Raw genomic sequence first — 25,517 nt, forward strand, 5'->3', positions numbered from 1 at the left:
CCCTCGCCCCGCACCCCACCGCCCCCCGCGCCCCCCCGGCCCCCCCGCCCCGCCCCTTCTCTGTGTTTAGGGACCCCATGTGTTGCAGAAGAAATTGTTCCGCAGGGACCTGCCCCGAAGGGCGCAGATAGCCAGGCTACTGCTGGCGGTAACCCGACGCGTAGTTGCGCGTAGGCCGGACACCGGGCCGCTGCAGCGGCACCCACAGCTTGTACCGGTCTGCACGGTAATAGGACACCGAGTAGTCCACCATCGCCCGGGCCACGAACGCATGCCGCTGGATCTTCAGCAGCGGCGCCCCGTTCTCGACGTTGAGCAGGCGCGCGATGGAGGGGGACGCAGCCGTGGCTTCGATCATGTCCTCGCCCCATTCCATGACCAGGCCGAACTGTTCGCTGAGGACGTTGTAGAGCGAGGTGGGCGGCTCGCCGTCGAGCAGCCCCGGCACCCGGTGGGCGGGGATGAAGTTCTCATCCACGCTCATTGGCTCGTTATCCGCCAGCAGAAGGCGCCGGAAGCGCACCAGGGGCGTTCCCTCCTCCAGCTGGAGTTCGCGGGCCAGGAAGGCGCTGGCGGCGATCTGCTCGAAGCTCAGCACCTTCGCGGCCGGCACCATGCCGCGGCGCTGCATCTCCTCGCTGTAGGAGGTCAGCTTGACCTGCAGGTCAAGCTTCGGTTTCCGGACAAAGGTACCCAGCCCGACCACCCGTTCGATGACCTCCTCCCCCACCAGGGCGTCGATGGCCTGGCGGACAGTCATCCGGGCCAGGCCAAACCGTTCGGCCAGGTCCCGCTCCGAGGGCAACGCCGAGCCTGGCGGGCACGACGTCGCGATGTAGGTCCTGAGGATCTCACGGAGCTGGACGTAGATCGGGGTGCCGTTGGTTCTGTGGATTTCACCGGCTATGCCGGCCACGTTAGCGGCCACGGCGGCCGCCCCTGTATTGCGTTCTCACAGTTCAAGGGTAAGCCACCGCGGCCGCAGGTCTAGACCAGGCCGGCCCCTGCCGACGGACGGCATGGAGGCCGATATTCTTAAAGGCGAACAAATTAGAGAGACGGCGGAGGCTTCCCCCAAATGTGCCATCCCGTCCACGACGAAGGAGTCCAGTTGCCCGTTCGTAAGGCAATAGTTTCTGCGGCCATCGGCCTGCACGCCAGACCGGCAGCGGTGTTCGTCCGCGCGGTCACGGAGACAGGCTTGCCGGTGACCATCCGCAAGGACGGCATTGACGCCGTAGACGCCCGCTCGCTGCTCGAGGTCATGACTGCGGATTTTAACTACGGCTGCGAGGTTGAGCTGGCAGTCAAGGAATCAGCCCTCCCTGCAGGCAGGAGCCTTGGCGAGGCCGAGGCGGCACTGTCGGGTCTCGTGGACCTGTTGGCGGCGCAGAAGGCCAGCTAACGCAGGCTGAAACAGCGAATCCGGCTTAAACGCAGAACGACGGCGGGCCCCACCGAAAAGGTGGGGCCCGCCGTCGTTCTTGCTACCGCAAACTCTTAGTGCGCGTGGTCTCCGCGGCTGTACTCGTACACCCAACCCACGAGGGCTACCAGAGCCATCCCGCCGGCGATGAAGACGATCCAAAAGCCTACGGCCAGGCCGAGGAATCCTGCTGCGCAGGAAAGGCCCAGAACCAGCGGCCACCAGCTCCAGGGGCTGAAGTGGCCCTGCTCGCCGGCGCCTTCGTGGATTTCGGCGTCCGCACGGTCCTCGGGACGCATGCCCACGCGCTTGCCGGTGAAGCCAAGGTAGGCACCGATCATGCCTGCGAGGCCACCCACCAGGAGGATTCCCAGGATGCCGACCCACTCAGACCAGTTGGTGAGGAAGCCGTAGATGATGGAAACCGGAACGAAGAAGAAGACTCCTGCTCCAAAAATCCAGGACTCGATTCTCATTGCGCGTTGTCCTTCTGATCGGCGTTGCCCAGCACGCTTGCTGCAGGTGCCGGCGATTCAACGGTGTGTGACTGGGAAAGCTCAGGGTGGTGCAGGTCCAGTGCAGGACGCTCCGAGCGGATGCGCGGCAGGGACGTGAAGTTGTGACGCGGCGGCGGGCAGGAGGTTGCCCACTCCAGCGAGGCACCGAAGCCCCAGGGATCGTCAACCTGCACCTTCTCGGCGCTGCGTGCGGTGATGTACACGTTCCAGAAGAACGGGATCAGGGACGCACCCAGGACGAACGAGGCGATGGTGGAGAACTGGTTCATCCAGGTGAAGCCATCCTCCACCAGGTAGTCGGCGTAACGGCGGGGCATGCCCTCGACGCCGAGCCAGTGCTGGATCAGGAAGGTGCCGTGGAAGCCCAGGAACAGGAGCCAGAAGTGGATCTTGCCGAGGCGCTCATTGAGCATCTTGCCGGTCCACTTGGGCCACCAGAAGTAGAAGCCGGCGAACATCGCGAACACCACGGTGCCGAACACCACGTAGTGGAAGTGCGCCACCACGAAGTAGGAGTCGGAGACGTGGAAGTCCAGCGGCGGGGAGGCCAGGATGATGCCCGTCAGGCCGCCGAAGAGGAACGTGATGAGGAACCCGATGCTCCACAGCATGGGTGTTTCGAACGTCAGCGAACCGCGCCACATGGTGCCGATCCAGTTGAAGAACTTCACACCGGTCGGGACCGCGATGAGCATGGTCATGAAGGAGAAGAACGGCAGCAGCACGGAGCCGGTGACGTACATGTGGTGTGCCCACACGGTCACGGACAGGGCAGCAATCGCGATGGTGGCGTAGACCAGGCCCTTGTAGCCGAAGATCGGCTTGCGGCTGAAGACCGGGAAGATCTCGGACACGATGCCGAAGAACGGCAGGGCGATGATGTACACCTCGGGGTGGCCGAAGAACCAGAACAGGTGCTGCCACAGGACGGCGCCGCCGTTCTCCGGGTCGAAGATGTGGGCGCCGAAGCGGCGGTCCGCACCGAGGGCGAAGAGTGCAGCTGCCAGCGGCGGGAACGCCATCAGGACCAGGATGGCCGTCACCAGGGTGTTCCAGGTGAAGATCGGCATGCGCCACATGGTCATGCCGGGGGCACGCATGCAGATGATCGTGGTGATGAAGTTGACCGCGCCAAGGATGGTGCCGAAGCCGGACAGTGCCAGGCCGAAGACCCACAGGTCACCGCCGACGCCGGGGCTGAAGGTGGTGTTGGAAAGCGGCGCGTAGGCGAACCAGCCGAAGGAGGCAGCACCCTGCGGGGTGATGAAGCCGGAAACGGCGATGGTGGAGCCGAACAGGAAGAACCAGAAGGCCAGCGCGTTCAGTCGCGGGAACGCGACGTCGGGTGCACCGATCTGGAGCGGCATGATCACGTTCGCAAAGCCGGCAAAGAGCGGCGTTGCGAACATCAGCAGCATGACGGTGCCGTGCATGGTGAACAGCTGGTTGTACTGTTCCTTGGTCTGCAGGATCTGCATACCCGGCTCGAAGAGCTCGGCACGGATGAGCAGGGCCATCACGCCGCCGAAGCAGAAGAACACGAAGGACGCGATCAGATACATGTACCCGATGGTCTTGTGGTCCGTGGAGGTGATCCAGTTGACGACGATGCGCCCCTTGGATTTGGGAACTACGGGAGCCTCAAGGATCCCGGGGGTCTGGGTGTAAGTAGCCACTTCGCTTCCCTTACTTCGTTGCGTTCAGGTTCGGGTTGCGGTCGTACTCGTCACCAAGCAGGCCCGTGTTGCCGTCCTGGCGAAGCTGGTTCATGTGAGCCTGGAATTCAGACTCGGAAACAACCTTGACGCGGAACAGCATTTCGGAGTGGTACTCACCGCAGAGCTCGGCGCACTTGCCGTCGTAGGTGCCCTCTTTGGTGGGGGTGAACCGGATGTAGTTGGTCTTGCCGGGGATCATGTCCCTCTTCTGCAGGAACGCAGGAACCCAGAAGGAGTGGATGACGTCGCGCGAGTTCAGTTCCAGGTCAACGGACTTGTTGACGGGCAGGTACAGGGTGGGCAGCTTGTCCTTGTTGATGGCTTCACCCGTCAGGTGCGCCTGGACGCCTGCCTCGTGGAGGTCTTCGGTGATGACCTGGCCCTTTTTGTAGTTGAAGTCCCATGCCCACTGCTTGCCGCGGACGTCCACTACGACGTCGGCCGGCTGCGAGCGGTCATCGATCGCCTGCTGGTCACGGTCGGTGAAGTAGAAGAACACCAGGACCATGAACAGCGGGATCGTCAGGTAGAAGACCTCGAGGGGCAGGTTGAAGCTGGTCTGCCGCGGGAAGCCCACGGTGCCCTTGCGGCGGCGGTAGGCCACAAGGCACCAGACGATCAGGCCCCAAGTGATGATGCCCACCACGAGGGCGGCAATCCATGAGTTGACCCAGAGGTCCATGATGCGGTCAGTGTGATTGGTGGTGCCACGCTCGGTGGGCAGCCACCCCTTCTCTACCTCTGGCGAACATCCAGTCAAAACCAACGCGCCGGCAGTTGCCAAGCCAGTGATCAAAGTGATCGTTTTGCGTCGGCTGCCGGTTCGGTTCTGCGAACTCACAGACGGCCCTTCCTACTTGTTGCTGTTGCCAGGGCGGCAAAAAGCTTCCCGGGCACACTAAAAGTTTTACTACTCGGTGTAGAGCTTACCGCTCCCCGCAGGTTTTCGCCCACATGTCCCCACCGTGTGGCGGCGCCGTTTTTCACCGGCGCCGCCAAGAGGTTCAGGAAGGGCTTTACTTACCCTTTAGTGGAACGAGTCACCGCAGGCGCATGAGCCGCCCGCATTCGGGTTGTCGATGGTGAAGCCCTGCTTGGAGATGGTGTCTTCAAAGTCGATGCTGGCACCGCTGAGGTACGGCACGCTCATCTTGTCGACGACGACCTCGACACCGTCGAAGTCGCGTACCGCGTCACCTTCAAGGAGGCGCTCGTCGAAGTACAGCTGGTAAATGAGGCCGGAGCAGCCGCCCGGCTGCACAGCTACGCGGAGGCGAAGATCGGTACGGCCTTCCTGCTCCAGGAGGCTGCGGACCTTGCCTGCGGCAACGTCCGTCAGCTGAACCTCGTGGCCAGCCAGTTCCTCACTGGCCGTGCCGGTGGGTTCGGTGCTGTTTTCATTGGTCGTAGTGCTCATTGGCCTACCTTACTAACGACGGTTATGGCTGCCCCGCTTGCACGGTGCCTGCCCCTACGGAAACGGTACGGGCTATAGCTACATGCTACGTCGATCCGGCGCGGAGCTCTAACTTAGGCGTAACCCTCCAGGGCCCCCCGTTGTTCCCTGCCCGGCCCGCTAGCGGAGACCCTCTGAGTTCAGCCGTGCCAGCAGCAACGCTTCGGCAACCACCGCGTTGCGGAAGTCCCCAAGGTGGAGCGATTCGTTGGCGGAATGTGCCCGCGAGTCGGGGTCCTCTACGCCCGTTACGAGGATCTGGACTTCGGGGTACAGCTCGGTCAGGTCGCTGATGAACGGAATCGAACCGCCAATCCCCATTTCCACGGCCGGTACGCCCCAGGCCTCGCCGAGCGCCCACATGGCCAGGCCGGCAGCTGCTGAACCCGTATCCGTCTGGAAGGCGTTGCCGCTTTCCCCCGGCGTGAAGGTCACCCTGGCGCCGAACGGCGCGTGGGTTTCAACGTGCCTTCGAACGGCCTCCATGGCCTCCGCCGGGTCCTGGCCCGGTGCCAGCCGCAGGCTGAACTTCGCGCGGGCACGGGGCAGCAGGGTGTTGGAAGCAACGCTGACGGCCGGCGCATCGAAGCCGATGATCGAGAGAGCCGGCTTGGTCCACAGGCGCGAAGCGATGGTTCCCGTGCCTGCCAGCTGCACGCCGTCGAGCACTGAAGCATCCGCACGGTATTCGGCCTCGGTGAGGTCCACGGCCGTTTCGTCCCGGCCCACGAGCCCCGCAATGGCCACGCTGCCGTCGTCGTCATGCAGTGTGGCGATCAGGCGCGAGAGCAGGGTGGGTGCATCGAGCACCGGCCCGCCGAACATTCCCGAATGCACGGCGTGGTCGAGGACCTGCACCTCGATGGTTCCGTCGACCAGTCCGCGCAGGCTCGTGGTCAGGGCCGGCACGCCCACCTTCCAGTTACTGGAATCGGCCACGACGATGACGTCGGCGCGGAGCAGCTCGCGGTGCGCTTCGAGGAACGTCCGGAACGTCGGCGAACCGGCCTCTTCCTCCCCTTCGAAGAACAGGGTCACGCCTAGCCCGAAGTCATCACCGAGAAGCCGGGTTACGGCGCCGTAGGCAGCAATGTGGGCCATGATCCCGGCCTTGTCGTCGGCCGCGCCCCGCCCGTACAGGCGTCCGTCGCGTTCGACGGCGGTAAAGGGCTCGGACTCCCACAGCGCCGGGTCACCGGGCGGCTGGACGTCGTGGTGGGCGTAAAGAAGGATGGTCGGTTTGCCGGGCGCGGCCTCGCGGCGTGCGACGACGGCCGGGCCGCCAGGGGTGCCGTCCTCCTTGTCGCAGCGCAGGATCCGGACATCCCCGATACCCGCCGCGCGCACCAGGCTGGCCACGGCCTCGGCGCTGGCATCCAGCGGGGCGGGGTCAAAGCTGGGCCAGGCGATGCCGGGTATGGCCACCAGGTCCTTCAGCTGCGCAACCGTGGTGTCGAAGGCGGCGTCAACGGCAGCCCGCAGGACGTCGGTGTTGATACCGTCCACCGTCCCTGCATCCTGCTGGGCGTCGTACTCTTGCGGGGTCGCCGCAGGAAATGTAGTCATGGCCAAACACTACCTGTGTCACACGCCACAACAAACATCGCCGCTGGGGCCGCGCCGGATGCCACCGCGCGGCACTCTGCGGGGAGCCGGGCATGACCGGCGGCACAGTCCGCCAAGGTATTCTGTTGTGGTGTTCGGACGTAAAAAGGAAGCGCCAGCGGCGCAGGAACTAGTTGACCAGCAGGCTGCCGAGGCAGCCGCAGTAGCAGGCAAAGGCGCGCCCACGCCCAAGCGCAAGGCACAGGAAGCGGCCCGCAAGCGCCCCCTCGTGCCGGAGGACCGCAAGGCCTCCAAAGAGGCGGAACGTGCCGCCGCTCAGGAGCAGCGCCTGAAGATGCGCCAGGCACTGGACACGGGCGAGGAAAGGTTCCTGCCTATCCGTGACAAGGGCCCGCAGAAGCGGTTTGCCCGCGACTACGTGGATGCCCGCTTCAGCCTGGGCGAGTACCTCATGTTCGGCGCCCTGGTATTCGTCATCATTTCCCTCGTCGTGCCGGCCAGCAGCAACATGATGGTTTACGTGCTGGGTGGCTTCTGGGTAATGTTCCTGGCCGTTTTCGTGGACGTGTTTATCCTGTCCCGGAAGCTCCGCAAGCGCCTCGCCGAAAAGTTCGGCGAGGTTGAGCGCGGCACTGTCTGGTACGGCTCAATGCGTTCGCTGCAGTTCCGGAAACTCCGCCTGCCCAAGCCCCTGGTCCGCCGCGGTCAGTACCCGTCCTGATTCCTCATGATCCTCCTCCGGCGCAGCCGGCCAGGAGGCGGTCCCGGACCTGAACACAGCAGCCCGGCGGTGGAACCCGCCGGGCTGCTGTGTTTAACGCGCTGCTGTGTCCGCGCCGGTATTAGCGCTTCTTCGCCAGTTCCTTATTGATCCGGGCGGCCCAGAACGGCCCCTCGTACAGGAATGCCGTGTAGCCCTGGACCAGGGTGGCTCCGGCGTCCAGCCGGTCCTGGACATCCTTGCCGGTCTCCACGCCGCCCACGGAAATCAGCGTCAGCCGGTCCTGGGTGACGGACTTCAGCCGGCGCAGCACCTCCAGCGAACGGCCCTTCAGCGGGGCCCCCGAGAGGCCCCCGGCGCCGCAGCCCTCCACCTTGTCCGCCGCGGAGCTGAGCCCGTCGCGGCCGATGGTCGTGTTCGTGGCGATGATGCCGTCGAGCCCGAGGTCCAGTGCCAGCCGGGCGACGTCGTCAATATCCTCATCGGTGAGGTCGGGTGCGATTTTGACCAGCAGCGGGACGTGCCGGCCCGCGGACTTGTCGGCCTCCTCCCCCACTGCCTTCAACAGCGGGCGAAGGGTTTCCACATTCTGCAGGAGCCGGAGTCCGGGGGTATTGGGCGAGCTGACGTTCACCACGAGGTAGTCGGCCGCTGGGGCAAGGCCACGGGCGCTGATGAGGTAGTCCTCCACGGCGTCCTCGAGCTCAACAACCTTGGTCTTGCCGATGTTGACGCCGATCACGGGACGCACCTTGGGGTGGCGCCGCTGCAGCGCTGCCCGGGCGGACTTCAGCCGGGGAGCCACGGCAGAGGCGCCGTCGTTGTTGAATCCCATCCGGTTGATGACGGCGCGGTCCTCAATCAGCCGGAACAGCCGGGGCTTTTCATTGCCGGGCTGGGCCTGGCCGGTGATGGTGCCCACCTCGACGTGGCCGAATCCGAGCTCCGTCAGGGCCTCGATCCCGTGGCCTTCCTTGTCAAAGCCGGCGGCCAGCCCGAACGGCGACGGGAAGGTCAGGCCAAGCGCGCTCGTCTGCAGGGACGCCGGCGGGGCCGTAAACCGTTCGAGCAGCCGTCCTGCTCCCACGGAATGGACCAGCCGGATTCCTTTGAAACCGATCTTGTGGGCGCGTTCGGCGTCCATCCATGAAAAGGCCAGCCTGAAAAAAGTGGGGTATACGCGCATGCCTCTAGTTTTCCGTCTTCGGGGGTGCAGACCAAATTCCCACAGTGCAGACCAATTTCCTCCAGTGCAGACCAATTTCCTGCCTGCGGACCAAACCCGGCCAACACAACACTCCCCGTGCCGAAACCGGAAAGCCTACGCTGGTGCCATGGAGTGGCAGGGCGACATCCTGGGACCGGGCTTCGAGTCCTGCGCCTTCGACGCCATGGGCGCAGACGGTATCCGGCGCCGGGCGACGCTGATCCGCTTCACTCCCCCGGACGTCCCGGACGCTCCGAATGCTCCGGACATCCCTTCTGCCGGGCCGCGCCGTGCGGTGCTGTTCCTGCACGGCTGGAGCGACTACTTCTTCAACGTGGAGCTGGCCCGGTTCTGGGACGCGCAGGGCTTCAGGTTCTTTGCCCTGGACATGCACAACCACGGCCGCAGCCTGCAGCCGGGCACCCCTGGCGGCTACGTCGCGGATCTGGGCAACTACGACGCCGAGATCGGCACCGCAGTGGGCATGATCGCCGAGTCCGGCGCTGCCGGACCCGTGCAGCTCGCGCTCATGGGGCATTCCACCGGCGGGCTCGTCGCAGCCTTGTGGGCCAGCCGCAATCCCGGCGCGGCATCCCAGCTGGTCCTGAACAGTCCATGGCTGGAAATGCACGGCAGCCCCCTGGTCCGGCGCGCTGCCTGGACCGTGGTGGAGCCGATCGCCCGCCTGCGTCCGGAGGCGGTGCTCAGGCTGCCGGAGCGCGGATTCTATTGGCGGAGCATCAGCAGTGCCGCAGAAGGAGAGTGGGCCCTGGACACTGCCTACCGGCCGCCCCTGGCCTTTCCGGTGCGCGCCGCCTGGCTCAGTGCCATCCTGGCCGGGCAGGCCAAGGTGGCCCGGGGCCTGGGCATCGCCATTCCCATCCTGGTGCTGCTGTCCGCGGCGAGCGAGAACGGGATGGTGTGGAACGAGGAAATGCGCCGCACGGACGCGGTGCTGGACGTCAACACGATCGCAGCCCGCGCAATGTCTCTGGGCAGCAGCGTCACCGTGGAGCGCATCGACGGCGCCCTGCACGATGTGTTCCTTTCCAGCGCGGACGTGCGCGCCGACGCCTACGGGCGGCTTGCCACGTGGATCAGGGGCTACGCCGCCTGAGCCGGCGCAGGTCTCCGGGACTTAAAGGGCCTTGGCGGCGTCCACTGCCCCGCCGTACCGGCGGTCCCGCTGGGCGTAGATCTCCACCGCATCCCAGAGGGTCCGGCGGTCGACGTCGGGCCACAGGGTGTCCAGGAAGACGAACTCGGCGTACGCCGACTGCCACAGCATGAAGTTGGACAGGCGCTGTTCGCCTGAACTGCGGAGGAAGAGGTCGACGTCGGGAAGGTCCGGCTCGTCGAGGTACTTCTGGATGGTCTTCTCGGTGATGGCACCAGGCTTGAGCCTTCCGTCGGCCACATCCCGGGCAATGGCGGACACGGCGTCGGCGATTTCCGCCCGGCCGCCGTAATTCACGCACATGGTCAGCGTGCACGTGCTGTTTCCGGCGGTGTATTCCTCCGCCTCCTCGAGTTCGCGGATCACCGAGCCCCAGAGCCGGGGCCGCCGTCCCGACCAGCGGATCCGCACGCCCCACTCATCCAGCTGATTGCGCTGCCTGCGCAGCACTTCCTTGTTGAATCCCATCAGGAAGCGGACTTCCTCCGGGGACCGGCGCCAGTTCTCCGTGGAGAAGGCGTAGACGCTGACGTATTCGATACCCAGCTCAATGGCGCCGGCCACGACGTCCAGCAGGGCCGGCTCCCCCGCTTTGTGGCCTTCGATCCGCGGCAGGCCCCGCTGGTTGGCCCACCTGCCGTTGCCGTCCATCACAATGGCCACATGCCGCGGCACGAACTCCGCCGGAATGGACGGCGGAACCGCGCCCGAGGAGTGCGGGTACGGGGCCACCACCGGGGAGGTTCGGCGCCGGGCAGGACTGGTCTTCTTTCCCAAGGACACTGTTAGGTACGCTCCACATGTTTGAGGGATTTCAGGACACGCTCCAGGTGCCACTGCAGATAGCTTGCCACCAGGCCCGCGGATTCGCGGCGGTGGAGCGGAAGGGAGGCATCCGCCGTCGTCCAGTTCCCGGTGAGCAGCGCACCCAGCAGGGACACCGTTTCCGGTGCCGGCGCCGGCGACCCCGGCGGGCGGCAGCCGCCGCAGACCATGCCGCCCAGCGGGGCGGAGAAGGCGGTGTGCGGGCCGGGCGCGCCGCAGCGCGCGCAGTCGGTGAAGCTTGGCGCCCAGCCGCCGGTGGAAAGTGCCCGCAGGAGATAGGAATCCAGGATCAGTTCCGGCGCGTGATCCCCGCGGCTCAGCGAGGCCAGGGCGCCGACCAGAAGGTTGTACTGCGCGGTTCCGGCTTCACCGTCGACGTCGGTCAGCTTCTCCGCAGTCTCGGTCATGGCCGCCGCCACCGTGTAGCGCCCGTAATCGGCGGCGATGCTGCCCCCGTACGCACCTTTCGCGACGGCCTGCGTCACGATGTCGAGGGTCTTGCCGGACACGAGCTGCAGGTCTGCCACCATGAAGGGCTCCAGGCGGGCGCCGAAGCGGCTGGTGGTCCGCCGGACTCCCTTGGCCACCGCCCGGACCTGGCCGTGGTGCTTGGTCAGCAAGGTGATGATGCGGTCCGCCTCGCCCAGCTTGTGGGTGCGCAACACCACGGCGTCGTCGCGATAGCTGCGCGCTGCAAATGATGATTGGACCACGCTTTATCTTCCCACTGACTCCGTGAAAACAGCTCCGCCGCCGAAACAGCTGCGCCGCCGGTGCGGACCGGCGGCGCAGCTGCAGGAAGCTCAGGCCTGGGCGTCCCGGATGGCCCGGTTCACGGCAGAGATGACTGCCTTCAGTGCCGAGGTGCTGGTGTTGGCATCGATGCCGACGCCCCACAGGACACGTTCCCCGACGGCGCATTCGACGTAGGCCGCGGCGAGGGCGCTGCCGCCTTCAGACAGGGCGTGCTCGCTGTAGTCCAGCACCCGCACGTCCACGCCGTCCTGGCCCAGGATATCCAGCAGCGCAGCGATGGGACCGTTGCCGGTTCCGGTGCGGCTGGCGTGGGTGCCGTCGACGCCCAGTGAGGCGTGCAGGGTCATGGCACCGTCCTCGTCCGATTCGGTTTTCACCGAGCCGAGCGAGTACCGGCCCCACTGGCTTTCCGTCTTGGCGGAGGGCAGGTACTCGTCCTGGAAAATCTGCCACAGCTGGGCGCCGCTGACTTCGCCACCGACAGTGTCCGTGCGCTTTTGGATGACACCCGAGAATTCGATCTGCGCGCGCCGCGGCAGGTCCAGGCTGTGCTCGTTCTTCAGCAGGTAGGCCACGCCGCCCTTGCCGGACTGGGAGTTGACGCGGATCACGGCCTCGTAGCTGCGCCCGAGGTCCTTCGGGTCCACGGGCAGGTACGGAACCTGCCAGGTGAAGTCGCTGACGTCCTTGCCCGCAGCCGCCGCGTCCTTCTCCAGGGCTTCGAGGCCCTTCTTGATGGCGTCCTGGTGGGACCCGGAGAACGCGGTGAAAACGAGGTCGCCGCCGTAGGGGGCACGTTCCGCGACGGGCAACTGGTTGCAGTACTCCACGGTGCGCCGGACGTCGTCGATGTCGGAAAAGTCGATCATCGGGTCGATGCCCTGGACAAACATGTTCAGGCCCAGGGTCACCAGGTCCACATTGCCGGTGCGCTCTCCGTTGCCGAACAGGCAGCCCTCGATGCGGTCGGCGCCGGCCTGGTAGCCCAGCTCGGCTGCGGCCACGCCGGTGCCGCGGTCGTTGTGCGGGTGCAGGGAGAGGATGATGCCTTCGCGCGGGTGCAGGTGCCGGCTCATCCACTCGATGGAGTCCGCGTAGACGTTCGGGGTGGCCATTTCCACGGTGGCGGGCAGGTTGATGATCACCTGGCGGTCGGCGGATGCCTCAAAGACGTCGGCGACGGCGTTGCAGACGCGGACAGCGTACTCCAGTTCGGTGCCGGTGAAGGACTCCGGTGAGTACTCGTAGGTGATGTGGGTGTCGCCCAGAGTTTCCTCGTACTTCTTGCAGAGGCGCGCGCCCTGCAGGGCGATGTCCAGGATGCCGTCCTCGTCTTGGTTGAACACCACGCGGCGCTGCAGGACGGAGGTGGAGTTGTACAGGTGCACGATGGCCTGCTTGGCGCCCACCAGGGACTCGTAGGTCCGCTCGATGAGGTGTTCTCGGGCCTGGGTCAGCACCTGGATGGTGACGTCGTCCGGGATGTGGTTGCCTTCGATCAGCTGGCGGACGAAGTCGAAGTCGGTCTGCGACGCGGAGGGGAAGCCGACTTCAATTTCCTTGTAGCCCATGCGGACCAGCAGGTCGAACATCTTCATCTTGCGCGCCGGGCTCATGGGATCGATCAGTGCCTGGTTGCCGTCCCGCAGGTCCACTGCGCACCAGCGCGGCGCCGTGGTGATGATTTTGTCCGGCCAGGTGCGGTCCGGCAGATCGACTTTGATCTGGTCCTGGAAGGGGATGTAGCGGTGGACCGGCATTCCCGAGGGCTTCTGTGCGTTTCGCATTAATCTGGCCTTTTCTGTGATTCCTGAGTGAAAGGGTGGCCGGGCAACGCAAACTCCGCGACGAGGGTGGGCCTTGCGCTAGATCGCGTCTGAGGCCTCGCCGCGGCAGCTAAGAAGAAGGAGTTCTGCACGCACCATTTCACAGTAACACGGGTGCGTAAGATGAAGGTGCAACACCTCCAGCAACGTCCACCATGCAGACGCGGCACCGGTGATAGTGCCGGCCGCAGCCCGTCATCGAAGGAGCTCCTGTGCCAATTTCGGGGATCGCCCTGTCAAACATCGACCGCAGCGTGAGGCCACAGGACGACCTCTACCAGCATGTGAACGGCGCCTGGCTGAAGGACACCACCATCCCCGACGACCGTCCGCTGGAAGGCACTTTCACCGCCCTTCGTGACGGCTCCGAGCTGGCAGTCCGGGAAATCATCGAGGAGGCCGCGGCCAAGGGTGCAGAGGCCAGCGGCATCGAGCGCAAGATCGGCGACCTCTACAGCAGCTTCATGGATGAGGAAGCCGTCGAGGCGAAGGGCATGGACCCCATCCGTGGACGCCTGGCCGAGGTCTTCGCCACGGCCAGCATTTCCGAGCTGCTGGCACTGGCCGGCCGGCTCTTCCGCGCCGACGTGTCTGGTCTTTTCTACATCTACCCCGCGCCCGATGCCGGCAACCCCGACCGCGTTCTCCTGTACACGGGCCAGGGCGGCCTCGGGCTCCCGGACGAGTCTTACTACCGTGAAGAGAAATTCGCCCCGGTGGTGAAGTCCTACCGGGAGTACGTGGGCACCATGTTCGGCCTGGCCGGCGTGGCCGATCCCGAAAACGCCGCGGCCCGGGTGGTGGCCCTCGAGACCTCCCTCGCCTCGCACCACTGGGACAACGTCACGCTCCGCGACCCGCAGAAAACCTACAACCTGAAGTCGGCGGACGAGGCACGCGAGCTGTTCCCGCTGCTGGACACGTGGTTTGACGCAGCCGACGTTGCCGCCGAGAAGCGGCAGGAGATTGTGGTCAGCACCCCTGACTTCTTCGTTGGCGCGGCCGCGCTGCTGGCCTCGGAGTCGCTGCCGGTGTGGCAGGAGTGGCTTGCCCTGCGGGTCATCAACTCCGCGGCACCCTACCTCTCATCCGCATTCGTGGACACGAACTTCGCCTTCTACGGCACCACCATCAGCGGCACCCCGCGGAACAAGGACCGCTGGAAGCGGGGCGTCGCCGTCGTCGAGGCCGGACTCGGCGAAGCCGTGGGCCAGATCTACGTGGCCCGGCACTTCCCCGAGGGCCACAAGGCCCGCATGCAGACCCTGGTGGGAAACCTGATCGAGGCCTACCGGCAGAGCATCAGCGGCCTGGAATGGATGGGCGAGGACACCAAGGCCGAGGCGCTCCGGAAACTTGGGGCTTTCCGGGCGAAGATCGGCTTCCCGGACGAGTGGATCGACTACTCGGCCGTGGTCATCGACCCTGCTGACCTGCTGGGCAACGTCGAACGCGCGCACAACGCCGACGTCGACCGGCACCTCGACGAGGTCGGCAAGCCTGTGGACCTCAACAAGTGGCTCATGACGCCGCAGACCGTCAACGCCTATTACCACCCGATGCTGAACGAAATCGTCTTCCCGGCGGCCATCCTCCAGCCGCCCTTCTTCACCGCCGAAGCGGACGACGCCGTGAACTACGGCGGCATCGGGGCCGTGATCGGGCACGAAATCGGCCACGGCTTCGATGACCAGGGCTCACAGTTCGACGGCAAGGGCGAGCTGCGCAACTGGTGGACCGAGGACGACCGCAAGGCTTTCGAAGCCCTGACCGGACGCCTCGTGGACCAGTTCGACGCCCTGTCCCCATACGCCGCACCCGGCCACAACGTCAACGGCAAACTCACGCTGGGCGAGAACATCGGCGACCTGGGCGGACTGACCATCGCGCACAAGGCCTACCGCCTGAGCCTCGACGGGCAGGAACCTCCGGTGCTGGACGGGCTGACGGGGGAACAGCGCTTCTTCGCCTCGTGGGCGGCTGGCTGGCGCCAGGTGATCCGCACCGAGGAGGCCATCCGGCGCCTCGCCACGGACCCGCACTCCCCCAACGAGTTCCGCACCAACGCCATTGCCAAGAACCTGGACTCCTTCCACGCCGCGTTCGGCGTCACGGAGGAGGACGGCATGTGGATGCCGCCGGAGGAGCGCGTCAGCATCTGGTAGGTGCAGAAATGCCGGGCCTCCCCCTTCGGGGCGGCCCGGCATTTTTGTGCCCGGCTGTTTGCGGCCGGCCGCGTCAGGCGCGGCCTGCTGCCGGTTACTGCCGGACGATCAGTTCCGGGTTTGCCTGCTGGCAGACGGTGTCGCCCGCCGTCTGGTTGACGACGTCCTTGGGAACGGTGGTCTTGCCGTACTTGGTCCCGGACGGGAAGTCGGAGCCGAGGTACAGCTGCACGCCCGCGACGCCGGACGACGGCGCCACCTGGGCGGCCGGAATACCGAACAGGGCCGCCACGTCAGCGGCGACGTCCGCGAACTCGGGCCCGTAGTACACCATGGTCTTTGCCGTGGTGTCGGCCTCCAGCTGACCCACCTGGGTGAAGCCGCCGGCCACAAGGGCGTCCACGATTTCCTGGGTCCGGCCGGCTGAGCCAGTGCCGTTGGCCACGGTGATGGGCTGCAGCGCCTTGTCATACGGCGCCGCCGTGGCGGTGGGCTTGGGGGTGGCCTTGGGAGTGGAGCTGGCCGACGGTGTGGGCGTCGCCGACGGTGACGGGGTTTCCTTCCCGTCCGGGTCGGTCAGGTCGACGTCCTTGCGCAGGGCAGCAAACAGCTGTGCGGCGGCAGGCGCAGCTTCCAGCCGGTTGGGATCGCTGGTGGCAGGGACGGTCGGCATCGCCACAAAGGCGACCTTGCCGACGTCGATCGTCTTCAGCCGGTTGGCGATGGTGATCATCGACGGCACGGAGGCGAGTCCGTCGTCGACCGTCAGGTTCTTGGTGATGACGTCGGCGATGTTCAGCAGCTTCGCCGGGTTGGAAAGGGTGCCGTCGTCCTTGATCTTCCGGGTCAGGGAGGACAGGAAGCCCTGCTGCGCCTTGATGCGGCCGAGGTCGCCGCCGTCGCCGAATGCGTGGCGGGTGCGCAGGAACGCGAGGGCCTGTTCGCCCTGCACCTGGGAAGTGCCCTTGGGCAGCCGCAGCCGCGAGTCGGGGTCATAGACGGCGTCGCTGATGCACACCGAGACGCCGCCCACGGCGTTCGACAGCTCCTTGACGGCATTGAAGTCGGCCATCATGAAGTGGTCCACCTCCATGCCGGTCAGCTTGTTGACGGTGTCCACGGCGCAGCCGATGCCGGCCTCCTTCATGGCCTCATTGATCATGATGCCGCTGCGGGCCGGGTACTGCTTGCCGGTCTTCTGGTCAGTGCACTTGGGGATGTCCACCAGCAGGTCGCGGGGGAAGCTGATGACGTTGACCCGCTTGTTGTCCTCCGAGATGTCCATAAGCATCATGACGTCGGAGTTGCCGTACCCGGTGGAATCCTCCGTGCTGCCGTAGTTGGAGTTCTTGCCGTCGCGGGTGTCGGATCCCAGGATCAGGATCTGCAGCCTGCCGGTCGCGTCGTCCGTGGTGTCCGTGCGGCTGCTGCCCGCCCCCAGGGCGGAGGTGGAGATGTTGGACTGCAGCCTGAAGTACCAGTAGCCGGCGAAGGCAAGGCCGCCGGCCAGGACCACGGCGACGACGGCGGTGGTTACCTTAAGCCACGCGGGCATGTGGCGGACATTCAGGTGCCGGGCAGCGCCCAGCCGGGCGTCCTCGGCATGCCGGGCAGCTGGCTCGGAACGGGCGGGCGTGCCCGGTCCTTGGGCGCGGTTGTCGCGGCGTCGCACCACAGGGTGTACCTTCCTCGAAAAAATGGGATCCGGCCTATTTTAGTAGCCGTTTCTGGGAAAACCCCGGAAATCCGGCGTTCGCGGCCCGGCGCGCTGGCGTTGGCCGCCTGGGGAGCAGGCCTTCGCCGCACGGCGCGCGGGCAGAAGGCCCTGAAAGGCAGGGGCTGCGGGGTCAGAACCCGAGCTTCACCAGCTGCTTGGGGTCGCGCTGCCAGTCCTTGGCCACCTTGACGTGCAGGTCAAGGTAGATGCGGGTGCCCAGGAGCGCCTCGATCCCCTTGCGGGCGTTGGTGCCGACCTCGCGCAGCCGGCTTCCGCCCTTGCCAATGATGATCGCCTTCTGCGACGGGCGCTCCACGTAGAGGTTCACGCGGACGTCCAGCAGCGGATTATCCTCGGTCCGGCCCTCGCGCGGAACGATCTCCTCGACCACCACAGCCAGTGAGTGCGGCAGCTCGTCCCGTACGCCCTCCAGTGCAGCCTCGCGGATGAGTTCGGCCACCATGACGGCCTCCGGCTCATCGGTCAGCTCACCGTCCGGATAGAGCGGAGGCGACGGCGGCATGTGGCTGATCAGGACGTCCGCGACCGTGCCCACCTGGAACCCGTCCGCCGCGGAGACCGGAACGATGTCCTTCCAGCCGTCCTCGCCCAGCACTTCCCTGCCGAGTTCCGCGACGGCCAGCAGCTGCTCCGTCAGGGCCTGCCGGTCCACCAGGTCTGCCTTGGTAACGAGGGCAATCACCGGCTTCCGGCCCACGGCGGCAAGCTGGGCGGCGATGAACTTGTCACCGGGGCCGATCTTCTCGTTGGCGGGGATGCAGAACCCGATCGCATCCACCTCGGAGAGGGTGTCGGCCACGAGGTCGTTAAGCCGCTTGCCGAGCAGGGTGCGGGGCCGGTGCAGGCCCGGGGTGTCCACCAGGATCAGCTGGGCATCCTCACGGTGGACGATCCCGCGGATGGTGTGCCGCGTGGTCTGCGGCTTGGCGGAGGTGATGGCCACCTTCCTGCCCACCAGGGCGTTGGTGAGGGTGGATTTGCCCGCGTTCGGCCGGCCCACCAGCACCGAGAATCCGGCATGGTACCCGCCGAACGGTTCGCCGCCGTCGGCCTTATTCTGCTTGCTCACGTGGAACTCCCTGTTGCATTGATTTGGCCTCGTCGAGAAGTTCTTCAAGGTCAGTCTGTTCTTTCGGCGCAGCGGCCGCAATGATGTGGCTGACGCGGTTCCGGCGGCCCTCCAGCCGCTCGGCGCGCAGCGAAACGCCGTCGATATCCACGGCGCTGCCCACGATCGGGACCCGGCCCAGGGCCTTGGCCAGCAGGCCGCCCACGGTGTCCACCTCGTCGTCCTCCAGCTCGATGCCGAACAGCTCGCCGAGGTCGTCGATCCCCATCCGGGCGCTCACCCGGAATGTTCCGTCGCCCAGATCGACGACGGCGGCACTCTCCGAGTCGTACTCGTCGACGATTTCGCCAACCAGCTCTTCGATCAGATCCTCGAGCGTCACCAACCCCGCAGTGCCGCCGTATTCGTCGATGACGATGGCCACGTGCGTTGACTCCTTCTGGAGCTCCCGCAGGAGGTCGCTCACCGGCTTGGAATCCGGGACATAGCGGACCTCGCGGGCCAGCACGTCCACCACAGGCGGTTCTGCCTCGGGGTCCATGCTGTGGATCGCGGCGGCCACGTCCTTCAGGTAGATGATGCCCAGGATCTGGTCGGTGTTTTCGCCGATGACCGGGATCCTGGAGTACCCCGACCGCAGGAACAGCGCCATCGCACTGTGCAGGCTCGAGCCGGCGTCGATAGTCAGGATGTCCGTCCGCGGCACCATGACGGCGCGGACCAGGGTGTCGCCGAACTCGAAGACGGACTGGATGAGTTCGGCCTCGTTGTCCTCGATCATGTCCGACTCGGTGGCGCGGTCAACCAGTTCGCGGAACTCCTCCTCGCTGAAGTAGGAGTCGTCACCGTTGGGCGAACCCGGCGCCACGGCGCTGCCCAGCCGGACCAGCCAGGCGGGGATGGGCCCGAGGATCCAGGCCAGGAACCGCACCAGCGATGCCGAGTTCCGCGCCACGGCGGCCGGATGCGAGCGGCCGATCTGGCGTGGCGAGACGCCTACCAGCACAAACCCGAGAACCGCCATGATGCCTGTGGCGGCCAGGCCTGCCAGCCAGACGTTGTCCAGCAGGCTGTAAAGCAGCACGGCGACGGCCACGGCGGAGGCCGACTCGAACCAGACCCGCCAGAAACGCAGGGCACGCATATGCGTCATCGGCTGGTCCAGGATCCTGCGCAGCGCCCGGCCCTGGCTCCCCTGCACGGCCTGCTCGGCGTCGTGGCGCGGAAGGAAGCTGAACGCCGCCTCGGCAGCCGTCAGCAGCGCTGCGGCGCCGAGAAACGCCAGCGCCATGCAGACAAGGAGCAGGGAGGTCACTGGGTGGTCTCGGCCGGTGCTTCTTTGCCGGTGAATGCCGTCAGCAGTTCGCGCTGCAGGCCGAACATTTCTGCCTTCTCCTCGGGTTCGGCGTGGTCATAGCCGAGCAGGTGAAGGATTCCGTGCGTGGTCAGCAGCAGCATCTCGTCCTGCGTGGAGTGCCCGGCATTCCGGGCCTGGACCTCGGCCACCTGCGGGCAGATGGCAATGTCGCCAAGCATCCCCTGCGGTGTCGGCTTGTCCGGGGTGCCCGGGGTCAGCTCGTCCATGGGCACGGACAGCACGTCGGTGGCGCCGGGCTCATCCATCAGTTCGATATGCAGCTTTTCCATGGCCGGCTCGTCCACGAGCAGGATGGACAGTTCCGCCTGCGGGTGGATGTACAGCTGTTCGAAGATGAAGCGCGCCAGCGCCACCAGGCGGGCCTCGTCCACCTGGATGCCGGATTCGTTGTTAACTTCGATGCTCATGCGTGCTCTCCCGTCGTTCCCGGGGAACGGAATGCTTGACCCGGTTGCGTTGTGCTTCGTCCCAGATGCTGTAGGCGTTGACGATATCGCCCACCAGGCGGTGGCGGACGACGTCGGCGGCGTCCAGGACAGAGAAGCTCACATCGTCGATTCCGGTGAGGATCTCTTCGACGATGCGCAGACCGGAGCGGGTCCCGAACGGAAGGTCGACCTGCGTGACGTCGCCGGTGACCACCATCTTGGAGCCGAAGCCGAGCCGGGTCAGGAACATCTTCATCTGTTCCGGCGTGGTGTTCTGAGCCTCGTCAAGGATGATGAAGGCGTCGTTCAGCGTCCGGCCCCTCATGTAGGCCAGCGGCGCGACCTCGATGGTGCCGGCGGCCATCAGCCGGGGAATGGACTCGGGGTCCATCATGTCGTGCAGCGCGTCGTACAGCGGCCGCAGGTACGGGTCGATCTTGTCGCTGAGCGTACCGGGGAGGAACCCCAGCCGTTCGCCCGCCTCGACGGCGGGGCGGGTGAGGATGATCCGGCTGACTTCCTTCTGCTGCAACGCCTGCACCGCCTTGGCCACCGCCAGGTAGGTCTTGCCGGTACCGGCAGGCCCGATCCCGAAGATCACCGTGTTGGCGTCGATGGCGTCCACGTAGTTCTTCTGGTTCAGCGTCTTGGGCCGGATGGTCTTGCCGCGGCTGGAGAGGATGTCATGCGTCAGCACCTCCACAGGATTCTGCAGCGACTGGCTGCGGAGCATTGAGACCAACTGCTGGAGAACTGCCGGCGTGATAACTGTGCCGCGGGCCACGAGACCCCGGACCTCGTTCAGCAGACGCATGATGCGCGGAACATCGGCCGCAGGGCCGTTGATGGAGAGCTCGTTGCCGCGGACGTGGAAACTGACGGCCGGGAATTGGTCCTCGATGAAGCGGAGGGCCTCGTCGTGGCTACCCAGCGACTGCACCATCTGATCAGAGTTATCGAAGATGACCACCTCCGTCCGGACACCGGGGAGAGTATGGGGGAATTCGCCCGTGGTTCGGTCCCCCGTGTTGAGGCGGCGCTTTCCGTTTGCTGATTCAGTCATGGTGACGGCCCTCAGGCCTTAGGTTCCCTCCAGTTCGGAATATAACTCGTTTGCGTCTTTACATCTTACGCCAGCGCACGCCCCGGCCTGCCTTCCAGGAAGGTCACGGCGGACCGTATTTCTGTAACGCGTTCCCGCAATTAGGTATCAACTTTGTATCGGCCTCATATCGTTCCCGTTGCAGTTCGGCCGCCTGCCGCGAAAGGCGCCCGGCGCTGCAATGTCTCGTGTAATGCTGGAAACGGAGCTCGCCGGCAACGGTCCGGCGTGCCCGCACGCAACTGCTCACTTGAAGGGATCGCCAGCATCAGTCAGCCAGGAACCCCGGGCCGGAAAGTACCGCGGATGCGCTCCGTGCTGCTGTCCGCGCTGCTTCCGGCTGCCCTGCTGCTGTCCGGGTGCATCGCCGACCCCGATCCTTCGGTGACCTCCGCGAACTCCCCGACGTCCTCGTCGCGGCGGGCAGCCGGCACGGATGGTGTCCCCACAACCAGCGCGCCGCTGGAAACAACCCAGTCATCCAACAAGGCGCCGGTCTATTGGATCGGGCGGAGCAACAGCAACGTCTTCCTGTACCGCGAGTTCCGCGACGTTCCTGACGACGAGAACCCGATCACCCGGGCCCTGCGCGCCATGATGTCCGAGACGCCGCTGGATCCTGACTACTTCACGCCGTGGCAGAACCCCAAGAACCTCGCCACATCGATCTCGGGCACCAATGTCATCACGGTGGACGTTTCCGCGGATGCCTTCAACAGCAACCTTGATGCGGACATGGCCCAGCGGGCCATCCAGCAGCTCGTGTACACCGCAACGGCCGCCGGTGCCAGCTCCGGCCTGATTGACGCGGGCCAGCAAATCGAAGTGGTCATCCTGGTTGACGGGCACACGGACTATCTGGCGTTCAAGCACGTCAAGCTCGGTGCCCCCACTTCCCGCAGCGCCGGAATGGTGGCGCCGGTGTGGATCATTGATCCGCAGGAGGGCACCGAAGTCGGCGACGGCCGGGTCAAGATCTCCGGGCGCAGCACCGTCCCCAACGGCAAGCTCCACTGGCGCATCCTCAGAGTCCAGGACAACGGCGACAAGGAAAGCTACCTGACCGGGGAAGCCAGGGCCGCGGCTGATCCCGGCGCCTCGGGGGTCTTCGGCATCACGGTGAACCTCGCGCCCGGGAACTATGAGGTACGGGTCTCCCAGATCGACCCCGGCAAGCCCGAGGACGAACTCAACGTGGACTCGCGCGGGTTCACCGTCCGCTAGGCTGGCCGGCTGTCCCCGCCAGCTGCGGCCGCCGGCGCTGAGCGCGCTGGACCTACCAGCGGCCCAGGACGTCGCTGGCAACAACGACGCCGGCCGGTCCCGCCGTCGACGACCGCAGCACGTGCGGTCCCAACAGTGCCGTGACCGCCCCTGCGCTGCACAGCCGGGTGACCTCGCGCGGACTGATGCCCCCTTCGGGGCCAACGATGAGCAGGATCTCGCCGGGGCCGGACGCCTCCTGGCGCTCCTCGGACCATTTGCCGAGGACCCGCCGCAGCGGCGTGACCGCGTCTTCGTGCAGGATCACGGCAAGGCCGGCGTCCGCCACTTCCCTGGCCAGGGCCTGGGTGTCGACGGCGGGGCGCACCTCGGGAATCCAGGCTCGGCGCGCCTGCTTGGCGGCCGCCGTTACGGCGGACTGCCATTTTCCGTGAGCCTTGGCGGCCCGCTCACCCTTCCACCTGACGATGGAGCGCTCGGACTGCCAGGGGATCACGGCGTCGATGCCCAGTTCGGTGGCGGTTTCGATCGCGAGCTCGTCCCGGTCCCCCTTGGCGAGGGCCTGCACCAGGACCAGACGAATGTCCGGCCGCGGTTCAACCCTGACGGAGCTGCATTCAACCGTCAGTTCGGCGGGTGCAGCATCAGTCACGGTTCCGGTGATGCGTTTCCCCGCGCCGTCGGCTATGTCCACCTGCTCCCCCACGGACAGGCGCTTGACGGTGACCGCGTGCCGGGCCTCGGCGCCGTCAAGGACGAACAGCGATCCTGGAGCGGCGCTGTCCAGCGCGCCGGCCGGGGCGAAGAATACGGGGTTGCTCACCGCTACAGGTTACCGAGGCGGTCCCGCAGTTTGGCGAAGACGCCGCCGCTGGCCGCAAGCTTGCCCTCGGAGAACTGCTCGCCGCGGAGCTTGGCCAACTGCCGGAGCAGGTCCTCCTGGGCGGGATCCAGCTTCGACGGCGTTTCCACCTGCAGGTGGACCTTGAGGTCGCCGCGGCCGTAGCCGCGCAGGTGGGTGACACCGAGGCCCCGGAGGGTGATGATCTCGCCGGACTGGGTGCCCGCCTTGACGTCGATCTCCTGCTTGCCGTCGAAGGTATCCAGGCTCAGTTCCGTGCCGAGCGCGGCGGCGGTCATGGGAATGTTCAGGGTCGCGTGCAGGTCGTCGCCCTCACGGACGTAGGTGGAGTCGCTGTTGACGCGGATTTCCACGTAGAGGTCGCCGGAGGGGCCGCCCGCGGGACCTGCCTCGCCCTGCCCGGATAGCTGGATGCGCGTTCCGGTGGCCACGCCTGCCGGTACCTTGATGGTCAGGGACCGGCGGCTGCGGATGCGGCCCTGGCCGCTGCACTCGTTGCAGGGATCCTTGATGACCGTGCCGAAGCCCTCGCACGACCCGCACGGGGCTGCGGTCATGACCTGGCCCAGGATGGAGCGGACCGCCCGCTGGACCTGGCCGCTGCCGCCGCAGATGTCACAGCGCTCGGGATGCGTGCCAGGCTGGCAGCAGGAGCCTTCACACGTGGGGCAGGTGACGGCCGTGTCCACTTCCAGCTTCTTGTTGACGCCGAAGACGGCGTCGCGCAGGTCGATCCGGACGCTGATGAGCGCGTCCTGGCCGCGGCGGACCCGGGACGCCGGCCCGGAGGTGCCACCGGCGCCGAAGAAGGTGTCGAATATGTCCTGGAACGCGAAGCCCTGCCCGGCGTAGCCACCACCGCCGAAGCCGTTGTCGGTGCCGTTCTCATTGCCGGTGGTGTCGTAGACCCTGCGCTTCTGCGGATCGGACAGCACCTCATAGGCGTGGGTGACGGCCTTGAACCGCTCCGCAGCATCCTCGCCCGGGTTAACGTCCGGGTGGAGTGAGCGGGCCAGCTTGCGGTAGGCCTTTTTGATCTCTTCGCCAGTGGCTTCGGCGGAGACTCCGAGAACGTCGTAGTGGCTGCTCAAAGTTCGTATCTCTTCCTGGTTGTACTGCCTGTGGTCAGAGGATATCCGGGGCGTGCGGTCACGGTCCCAGAATCCTCGAAAGGTAGCGGGCCACCGCGCGGACGGCCGCCATGGTGGTGGGATAGTCCATCCGGGTAGGTCCGAGGATGCCCACCTTGGCGCTGGCGTCAGGACCGTAGCCGGTGGCCACCACCGAGGCTTCGGCCAGTCCGTCGTAGGGGTTTTCCCGGCCGATGCTCACCGCCACGCCGCGCGGGTCCTGCGCCATGTCGCTCAGGAGCCGCAGCATCACCACCTGCTCCTCGAGCGCTTCCAGCACGGGCCCAATGCTGAGCGGGAAATCCACGTTGGACCGCGCGAGGTTGGCTGTTCCGGCCAGGACCATCCGGTCTTCCCGGCTGTTGTGGGCGAGGCCCTCCAGTCCCTTGCCGAGGGCCATGGCCACCGGGCGCTCGGCCGGAGTGCAGCCCGCCACGACGGCGGCCAGGTGCTGGGGCAGGATGGCCACCGGCGTTCCGGCCACACCGGTCAGGAACCGGGTGCGCAGAGCGGAGAGCGTATCGTCCGACAGGTCCTGTCCGGCGTCGACCACGCGCTGGTCAACCTTGCCGGAATCGGCGATCAGGACGATCAGCACCTTCCGCGGCGCCAGCAGCACGAATTCGATATGGCGGACCACCGCACGGCTCAGGTGCGGGTACTGCACGACGGCGACCTGGTTGGTCAGCTGGGACAGGAGCCGCGCGGTCCGGTCCAGGACGTCGTCGAGATCCTCCGACCCCTCGAGCAGGGTCTGGATAGCGCGCTTCTCCGCCGGGGAGAGCGGCTTCACCGCGGAGATCTGGTCGACGAACAGGCGGTAGCCCTTGTCGGTGGGGATCCTGCCTGCGCTGGTGTGCGGGGCCGTGATGAGGCCCTCATCCTCCAGCGCCGCCATGTCATTGCGGATCGTGGCGCTGGAGACACCCAGATGGTGCCGTTCCACCAGGGCCTTGGAGCCGACGGGTTCGCGGGAATGGACATAGTCCTCCACGATGGCGCGCAGCACCTCAAGCTTCCGTGGTTCGCTCACAGTCCACCTCCTTTTGGCCTTACCGCGCCGCGCGTTGATCCTGCCCGCAGACGCTGTTGTTAGCACTCGACATGCCTAAGTGCTAACAAGTCTAATATGAGTCGCTGCGTTGTTAGCATTGGTACCGCTCCGGGCGAAATCCCGGGCGCCTGTCCCCCGGTGGCATCCCCGCCTCCGGAGCGGCTCTTTCCT

At 66.1% G+C, this 25,517-nt stretch carries 23 protein-coding genes; 5 read left to right on the forward strand and 18 right to left on the reverse strand.

The window, feature by feature from the left end:
- Nucleotides 1–136 precede the first annotated feature (136 nt).
- Entirely contained in the window at nt 137–928 is a 792-nt protein-coding gene (locus tag ACFTSA_RS09940; protein WP_377951098.1) for a GntR family transcriptional regulator, read from the reverse strand.
- A 183-nt stretch (nt 929–1,111) separates the two neighbouring features.
- Between ACFTSA_RS09940 and ACFTSA_RS09945 the strand changes: the two genes are divergently transcribed.
- Nucleotides 1,112–1,405 carry an HPr family phosphocarrier protein gene (locus ACFTSA_RS09945; protein ID WP_377951099.1) on the forward strand — a complete coding sequence of 98 codons (294 nt, stop codon included), beginning with the start codon at nt 1,112–1,114 and terminating at the stop codon, nt 1,403–1,405.
- 95 nt (nt 1,406–1,500) lie between these two features.
- On the opposite strand, the gene ACFTSA_RS09950 is transcribed toward ACFTSA_RS09945, so the two are convergent.
- The 5 genes from ACFTSA_RS09950 to ACFTSA_RS09970 form a co-directional block, all read right to left on the reverse strand.
- Entirely contained in the window at nt 1,501–1,902 is a 402-nt protein-coding gene (locus ACFTSA_RS09950) for a cytochrome c oxidase subunit 4 (protein ID WP_102974540.1), read from the reverse strand.
- Nucleotides 1,899–3,620 (reverse strand): cytochrome c oxidase subunit I, encoded by a 1,722-nt coding sequence (gene ctaD / locus ACFTSA_RS09955; RefSeq protein WP_377951100.1) that lies wholly within the window; start codon nt 3,618–3,620, stop codon nt 1,899–1,901. Before ctaD ends, ACFTSA_RS09950 begins: the two co-directional genes overlap by 4 nt.
- Nucleotides 3,621–3,630: 10 nt before the next feature.
- Nucleotides 3,631–4,503: a cytochrome c oxidase subunit II gene (gene coxB / locus ACFTSA_RS09960; RefSeq protein ID WP_377951101.1), complete on the reverse strand. Its 873-nt coding sequence runs from the start codon at nt 4,501–4,503 to the stop codon at nt 3,631–3,633.
- 186 nt (nt 4,504–4,689) lie between these two features.
- Nucleotides 4,690–5,079 (reverse strand): HesB/IscA family protein, encoded by a 390-nt coding sequence (locus ACFTSA_RS09965; protein ID WP_377951102.1) that lies wholly within the window; start codon nt 5,077–5,079, stop codon nt 4,690–4,692.
- A gap of 159 nt (nt 5,080–5,238) precedes the next feature.
- Entirely contained in the window at nt 5,239–6,684 is a 1,446-nt protein-coding gene (locus ACFTSA_RS09970) for a dipeptidase (RefSeq protein WP_377951103.1), read from the reverse strand.
- A 130-nt stretch (nt 6,685–6,814) separates the two neighbouring features.
- On the opposite strand from ACFTSA_RS09970, the gene ACFTSA_RS09975 reads away from it, so the two are divergent.
- Nucleotides 6,815–7,405, forward strand: coding sequence for a DUF3043 domain-containing protein (locus ACFTSA_RS09975; protein ID WP_377951104.1), 591 nt, complete (start codon nt 6,815–6,817; stop codon nt 7,403–7,405).
- Nucleotides 7,406–7,526: 121 nt separating this feature from the next.
- On the opposite strand, the gene ACFTSA_RS09980 is transcribed toward ACFTSA_RS09975, so the two are convergent.
- Nucleotides 7,527–8,591, reverse strand: a complete 1,065-nt coding sequence (locus ACFTSA_RS09980; protein WP_377951105.1) for a quinone-dependent dihydroorotate dehydrogenase — start codon at nt 8,589–8,591, stop codon at nt 7,527–7,529.
- Nucleotides 8,592–8,739: 148 nt separating this feature from the next.
- Between ACFTSA_RS09980 and ACFTSA_RS09985 the strand changes: the two genes are divergently transcribed.
- Nucleotides 8,740–9,729: an alpha/beta hydrolase gene (locus tag ACFTSA_RS09985; protein WP_377951106.1), complete on the forward strand. Its 990-nt coding sequence runs from the start codon at nt 8,740–8,742 to the stop codon at nt 9,727–9,729.
- A gap of 21 nt (nt 9,730–9,750) precedes the next feature.
- On the opposite strand, the gene ACFTSA_RS09990 is transcribed toward ACFTSA_RS09985, so the two are convergent.
- From ACFTSA_RS09990 to leuA, 3 genes are all read right to left on the reverse strand, one after another.
- Nucleotides 9,751–10,572: an isoprenyl transferase gene (locus ACFTSA_RS09990; protein WP_377951107.1), complete on the reverse strand. Its 822-nt coding sequence runs from the start codon at nt 10,570–10,572 to the stop codon at nt 9,751–9,753.
- A gap of 2 nt (nt 10,573–10,574) precedes the next feature.
- Nucleotides 10,575–11,327 carry a DNA repair protein RecO gene (gene recO, locus ACFTSA_RS09995; protein WP_377951108.1) on the reverse strand — a complete coding sequence of 251 codons (753 nt, stop codon included), beginning with the start codon at nt 11,325–11,327 and terminating at the stop codon, nt 10,575–10,577.
- Nucleotides 11,328–11,417: 90 nt separating this feature from the next.
- Nucleotides 11,418–13,157 (reverse strand): 2-isopropylmalate synthase, encoded by a 1,740-nt coding sequence (gene leuA / locus ACFTSA_RS10000; RefSeq protein WP_377951109.1) that lies wholly within the window; start codon nt 13,155–13,157, stop codon nt 11,418–11,420.
- A gap of 251 nt (nt 13,158–13,408) precedes the next feature.
- Here leuA and ACFTSA_RS10005 point away from each other — a divergent pair, with 251 nt between their 5' ends.
- Nucleotides 13,409–15,361: a M13 family metallopeptidase gene (locus ACFTSA_RS10005; protein WP_377951110.1), complete on the forward strand. Its 1,953-nt coding sequence runs from the start codon at nt 13,409–13,411 to the stop codon at nt 15,359–15,361.
- A 94-nt stretch (nt 15,362–15,455) separates the two neighbouring features.
- On the opposite strand, the gene ACFTSA_RS10010 is transcribed toward ACFTSA_RS10005, so the two are convergent.
- The 5 genes from ACFTSA_RS10010 to ACFTSA_RS10030 form a co-directional block, all read right to left on the reverse strand.
- Nucleotides 15,456–17,036, reverse strand: coding sequence for an LCP family protein (locus tag ACFTSA_RS10010; protein ID WP_377951111.1), 1,581 nt, complete (start codon nt 17,034–17,036; stop codon nt 15,456–15,458).
- A 172-nt stretch (nt 17,037–17,208) separates the two neighbouring features.
- Nucleotides 17,209–18,168, reverse strand: a complete 960-nt coding sequence (era, locus tag ACFTSA_RS10015) for a GTPase Era (RefSeq protein ID WP_377951112.1) — start codon at nt 18,166–18,168, stop codon at nt 17,209–17,211.
- Entirely contained in the window at nt 18,152–19,483 is a 1,332-nt protein-coding gene (locus tag ACFTSA_RS10020) for a hemolysin family protein (protein ID WP_377951113.1), read from the reverse strand. Before ACFTSA_RS10020 ends, era begins: the two co-directional genes overlap by 17 nt.
- Complete coding sequence (ybeY, locus tag ACFTSA_RS10025; RefSeq protein WP_306923804.1) at nt 19,480–19,953, reverse strand: rRNA maturation RNase YbeY; 474 nt, start codon at nt 19,951–19,953, stop codon at nt 19,480–19,482. The genes ACFTSA_RS10020 and ybeY overlap by 4 nt, the downstream gene beginning before the upstream one ends.
- Nucleotides 19,937–21,037, reverse strand: coding sequence for a PhoH family protein (locus ACFTSA_RS10030; protein WP_377951114.1), 1,101 nt, complete (start codon nt 21,035–21,037; stop codon nt 19,937–19,939). Before ACFTSA_RS10030 ends, ybeY begins: the two co-directional genes overlap by 17 nt.
- A gap of 345 nt (nt 21,038–21,382) precedes the next feature.
- On the opposite strand from ACFTSA_RS10030, the gene ACFTSA_RS10035 reads away from it, so the two are divergent.
- Nucleotides 21,383–22,300 (forward strand): GerMN domain-containing protein, encoded by a 918-nt coding sequence (locus ACFTSA_RS10035; protein WP_377951115.1) that lies wholly within the window; start codon nt 21,383–21,385, stop codon nt 22,298–22,300.
- Between the two features lie 52 nt (nt 22,301–22,352).
- On the opposite strand, the gene ACFTSA_RS10040 is transcribed toward ACFTSA_RS10035, so the two are convergent.
- The 3 genes from ACFTSA_RS10040 to hrcA are packed head-to-tail and all read right to left on the reverse strand — an operon-like array spanning nt 22,353 to nt 25,325.
- Entirely contained in the window at nt 22,353–23,123 is a 771-nt protein-coding gene (locus ACFTSA_RS10040) for a 16S rRNA (uracil(1498)-N(3))-methyltransferase (protein ID WP_377951116.1), read from the reverse strand.
- A 2-nt stretch (nt 23,124–23,125) separates the two neighbouring features.
- Nucleotides 23,126–24,253, reverse strand: coding sequence for a molecular chaperone DnaJ (gene dnaJ / locus ACFTSA_RS10045; RefSeq protein ID WP_377951117.1), 1,128 nt, complete (start codon nt 24,251–24,253; stop codon nt 23,126–23,128).
- Between the two features lie 58 nt (nt 24,254–24,311).
- On the reverse strand, nt 24,312–25,325 hold the full coding sequence (hrcA, locus tag ACFTSA_RS10050; protein ID WP_377951118.1) for a heat-inducible transcriptional repressor HrcA: 1,014 nt from the start codon (nt 25,323–25,325) through the stop codon (nt 24,312–24,314).
- Nucleotides 25,326–25,517 lie beyond the last annotated feature (192 nt).

The organism is Arthrobacter sp. NPDC057013 (assembly GCF_042674585.1).
GTDB lineage: Bacteria > Actinomycetota > Actinomycetes > Actinomycetales > Micrococcaceae > Arthrobacter.

Bases quoted from the DNA above. Each gene is read 5' to 3' on its own strand.
- ACFTSA_RS09950 (WP_102974540.1), bottom strand. From the start codon at position 1,902: ATGAGAATCGAGTCCTGGATTTTTGGAGCAGGAGTCTTCTTCTTCGTT.
- ACFTSA_RS09965 (WP_377951102.1), bottom strand. From the start codon at position 5,079: ATGAGCACTACGACCAATGAAAACAGCACCGAACCCACCGGCACGGCC.
- ACFTSA_RS09970 (WP_377951103.1), bottom strand. From the start codon at position 6,684: ATGACTACATTTCCTGCGGCGACCCCGCAAGAGTACGACGCCCAGCAG.
- ACFTSA_RS09980 (WP_377951105.1), bottom strand. From the start codon at position 8,591: ATGCGCGTATACCCCACTTTTTTCAGGCTGGCCTTTTCATGGATGGAC.
- ACFTSA_RS09985 (WP_377951106.1), top strand. From the start codon at position 8,740: ATGGAGTGGCAGGGCGACATCCTGGGACCGGGCTTCGAGTCCTGCGCC.
- leuA (WP_377951109.1), bottom strand. From the start codon at position 13,157: ATGCGAAACGCACAGAAGCCCTCGGGAATGCCGGTCCACCGCTACATC.
- ybeY (WP_306923804.1), bottom strand. From the start codon at position 19,953: ATGAGCATCGAAGTTAACAACGAATCCGGCATCCAGGTGGACGAGGCC.
- ACFTSA_RS10030 (WP_377951114.1), bottom strand. From the start codon at position 21,037: ATGACTGAATCAGCAAACGGAAAGCGCCGCCTCAACACGGGGGACCGA.
- ACFTSA_RS10035 (WP_377951115.1), top strand. From the start codon at position 21,383: ATGCGCTCCGTGCTGCTGTCCGCGCTGCTTCCGGCTGCCCTGCTGCTG.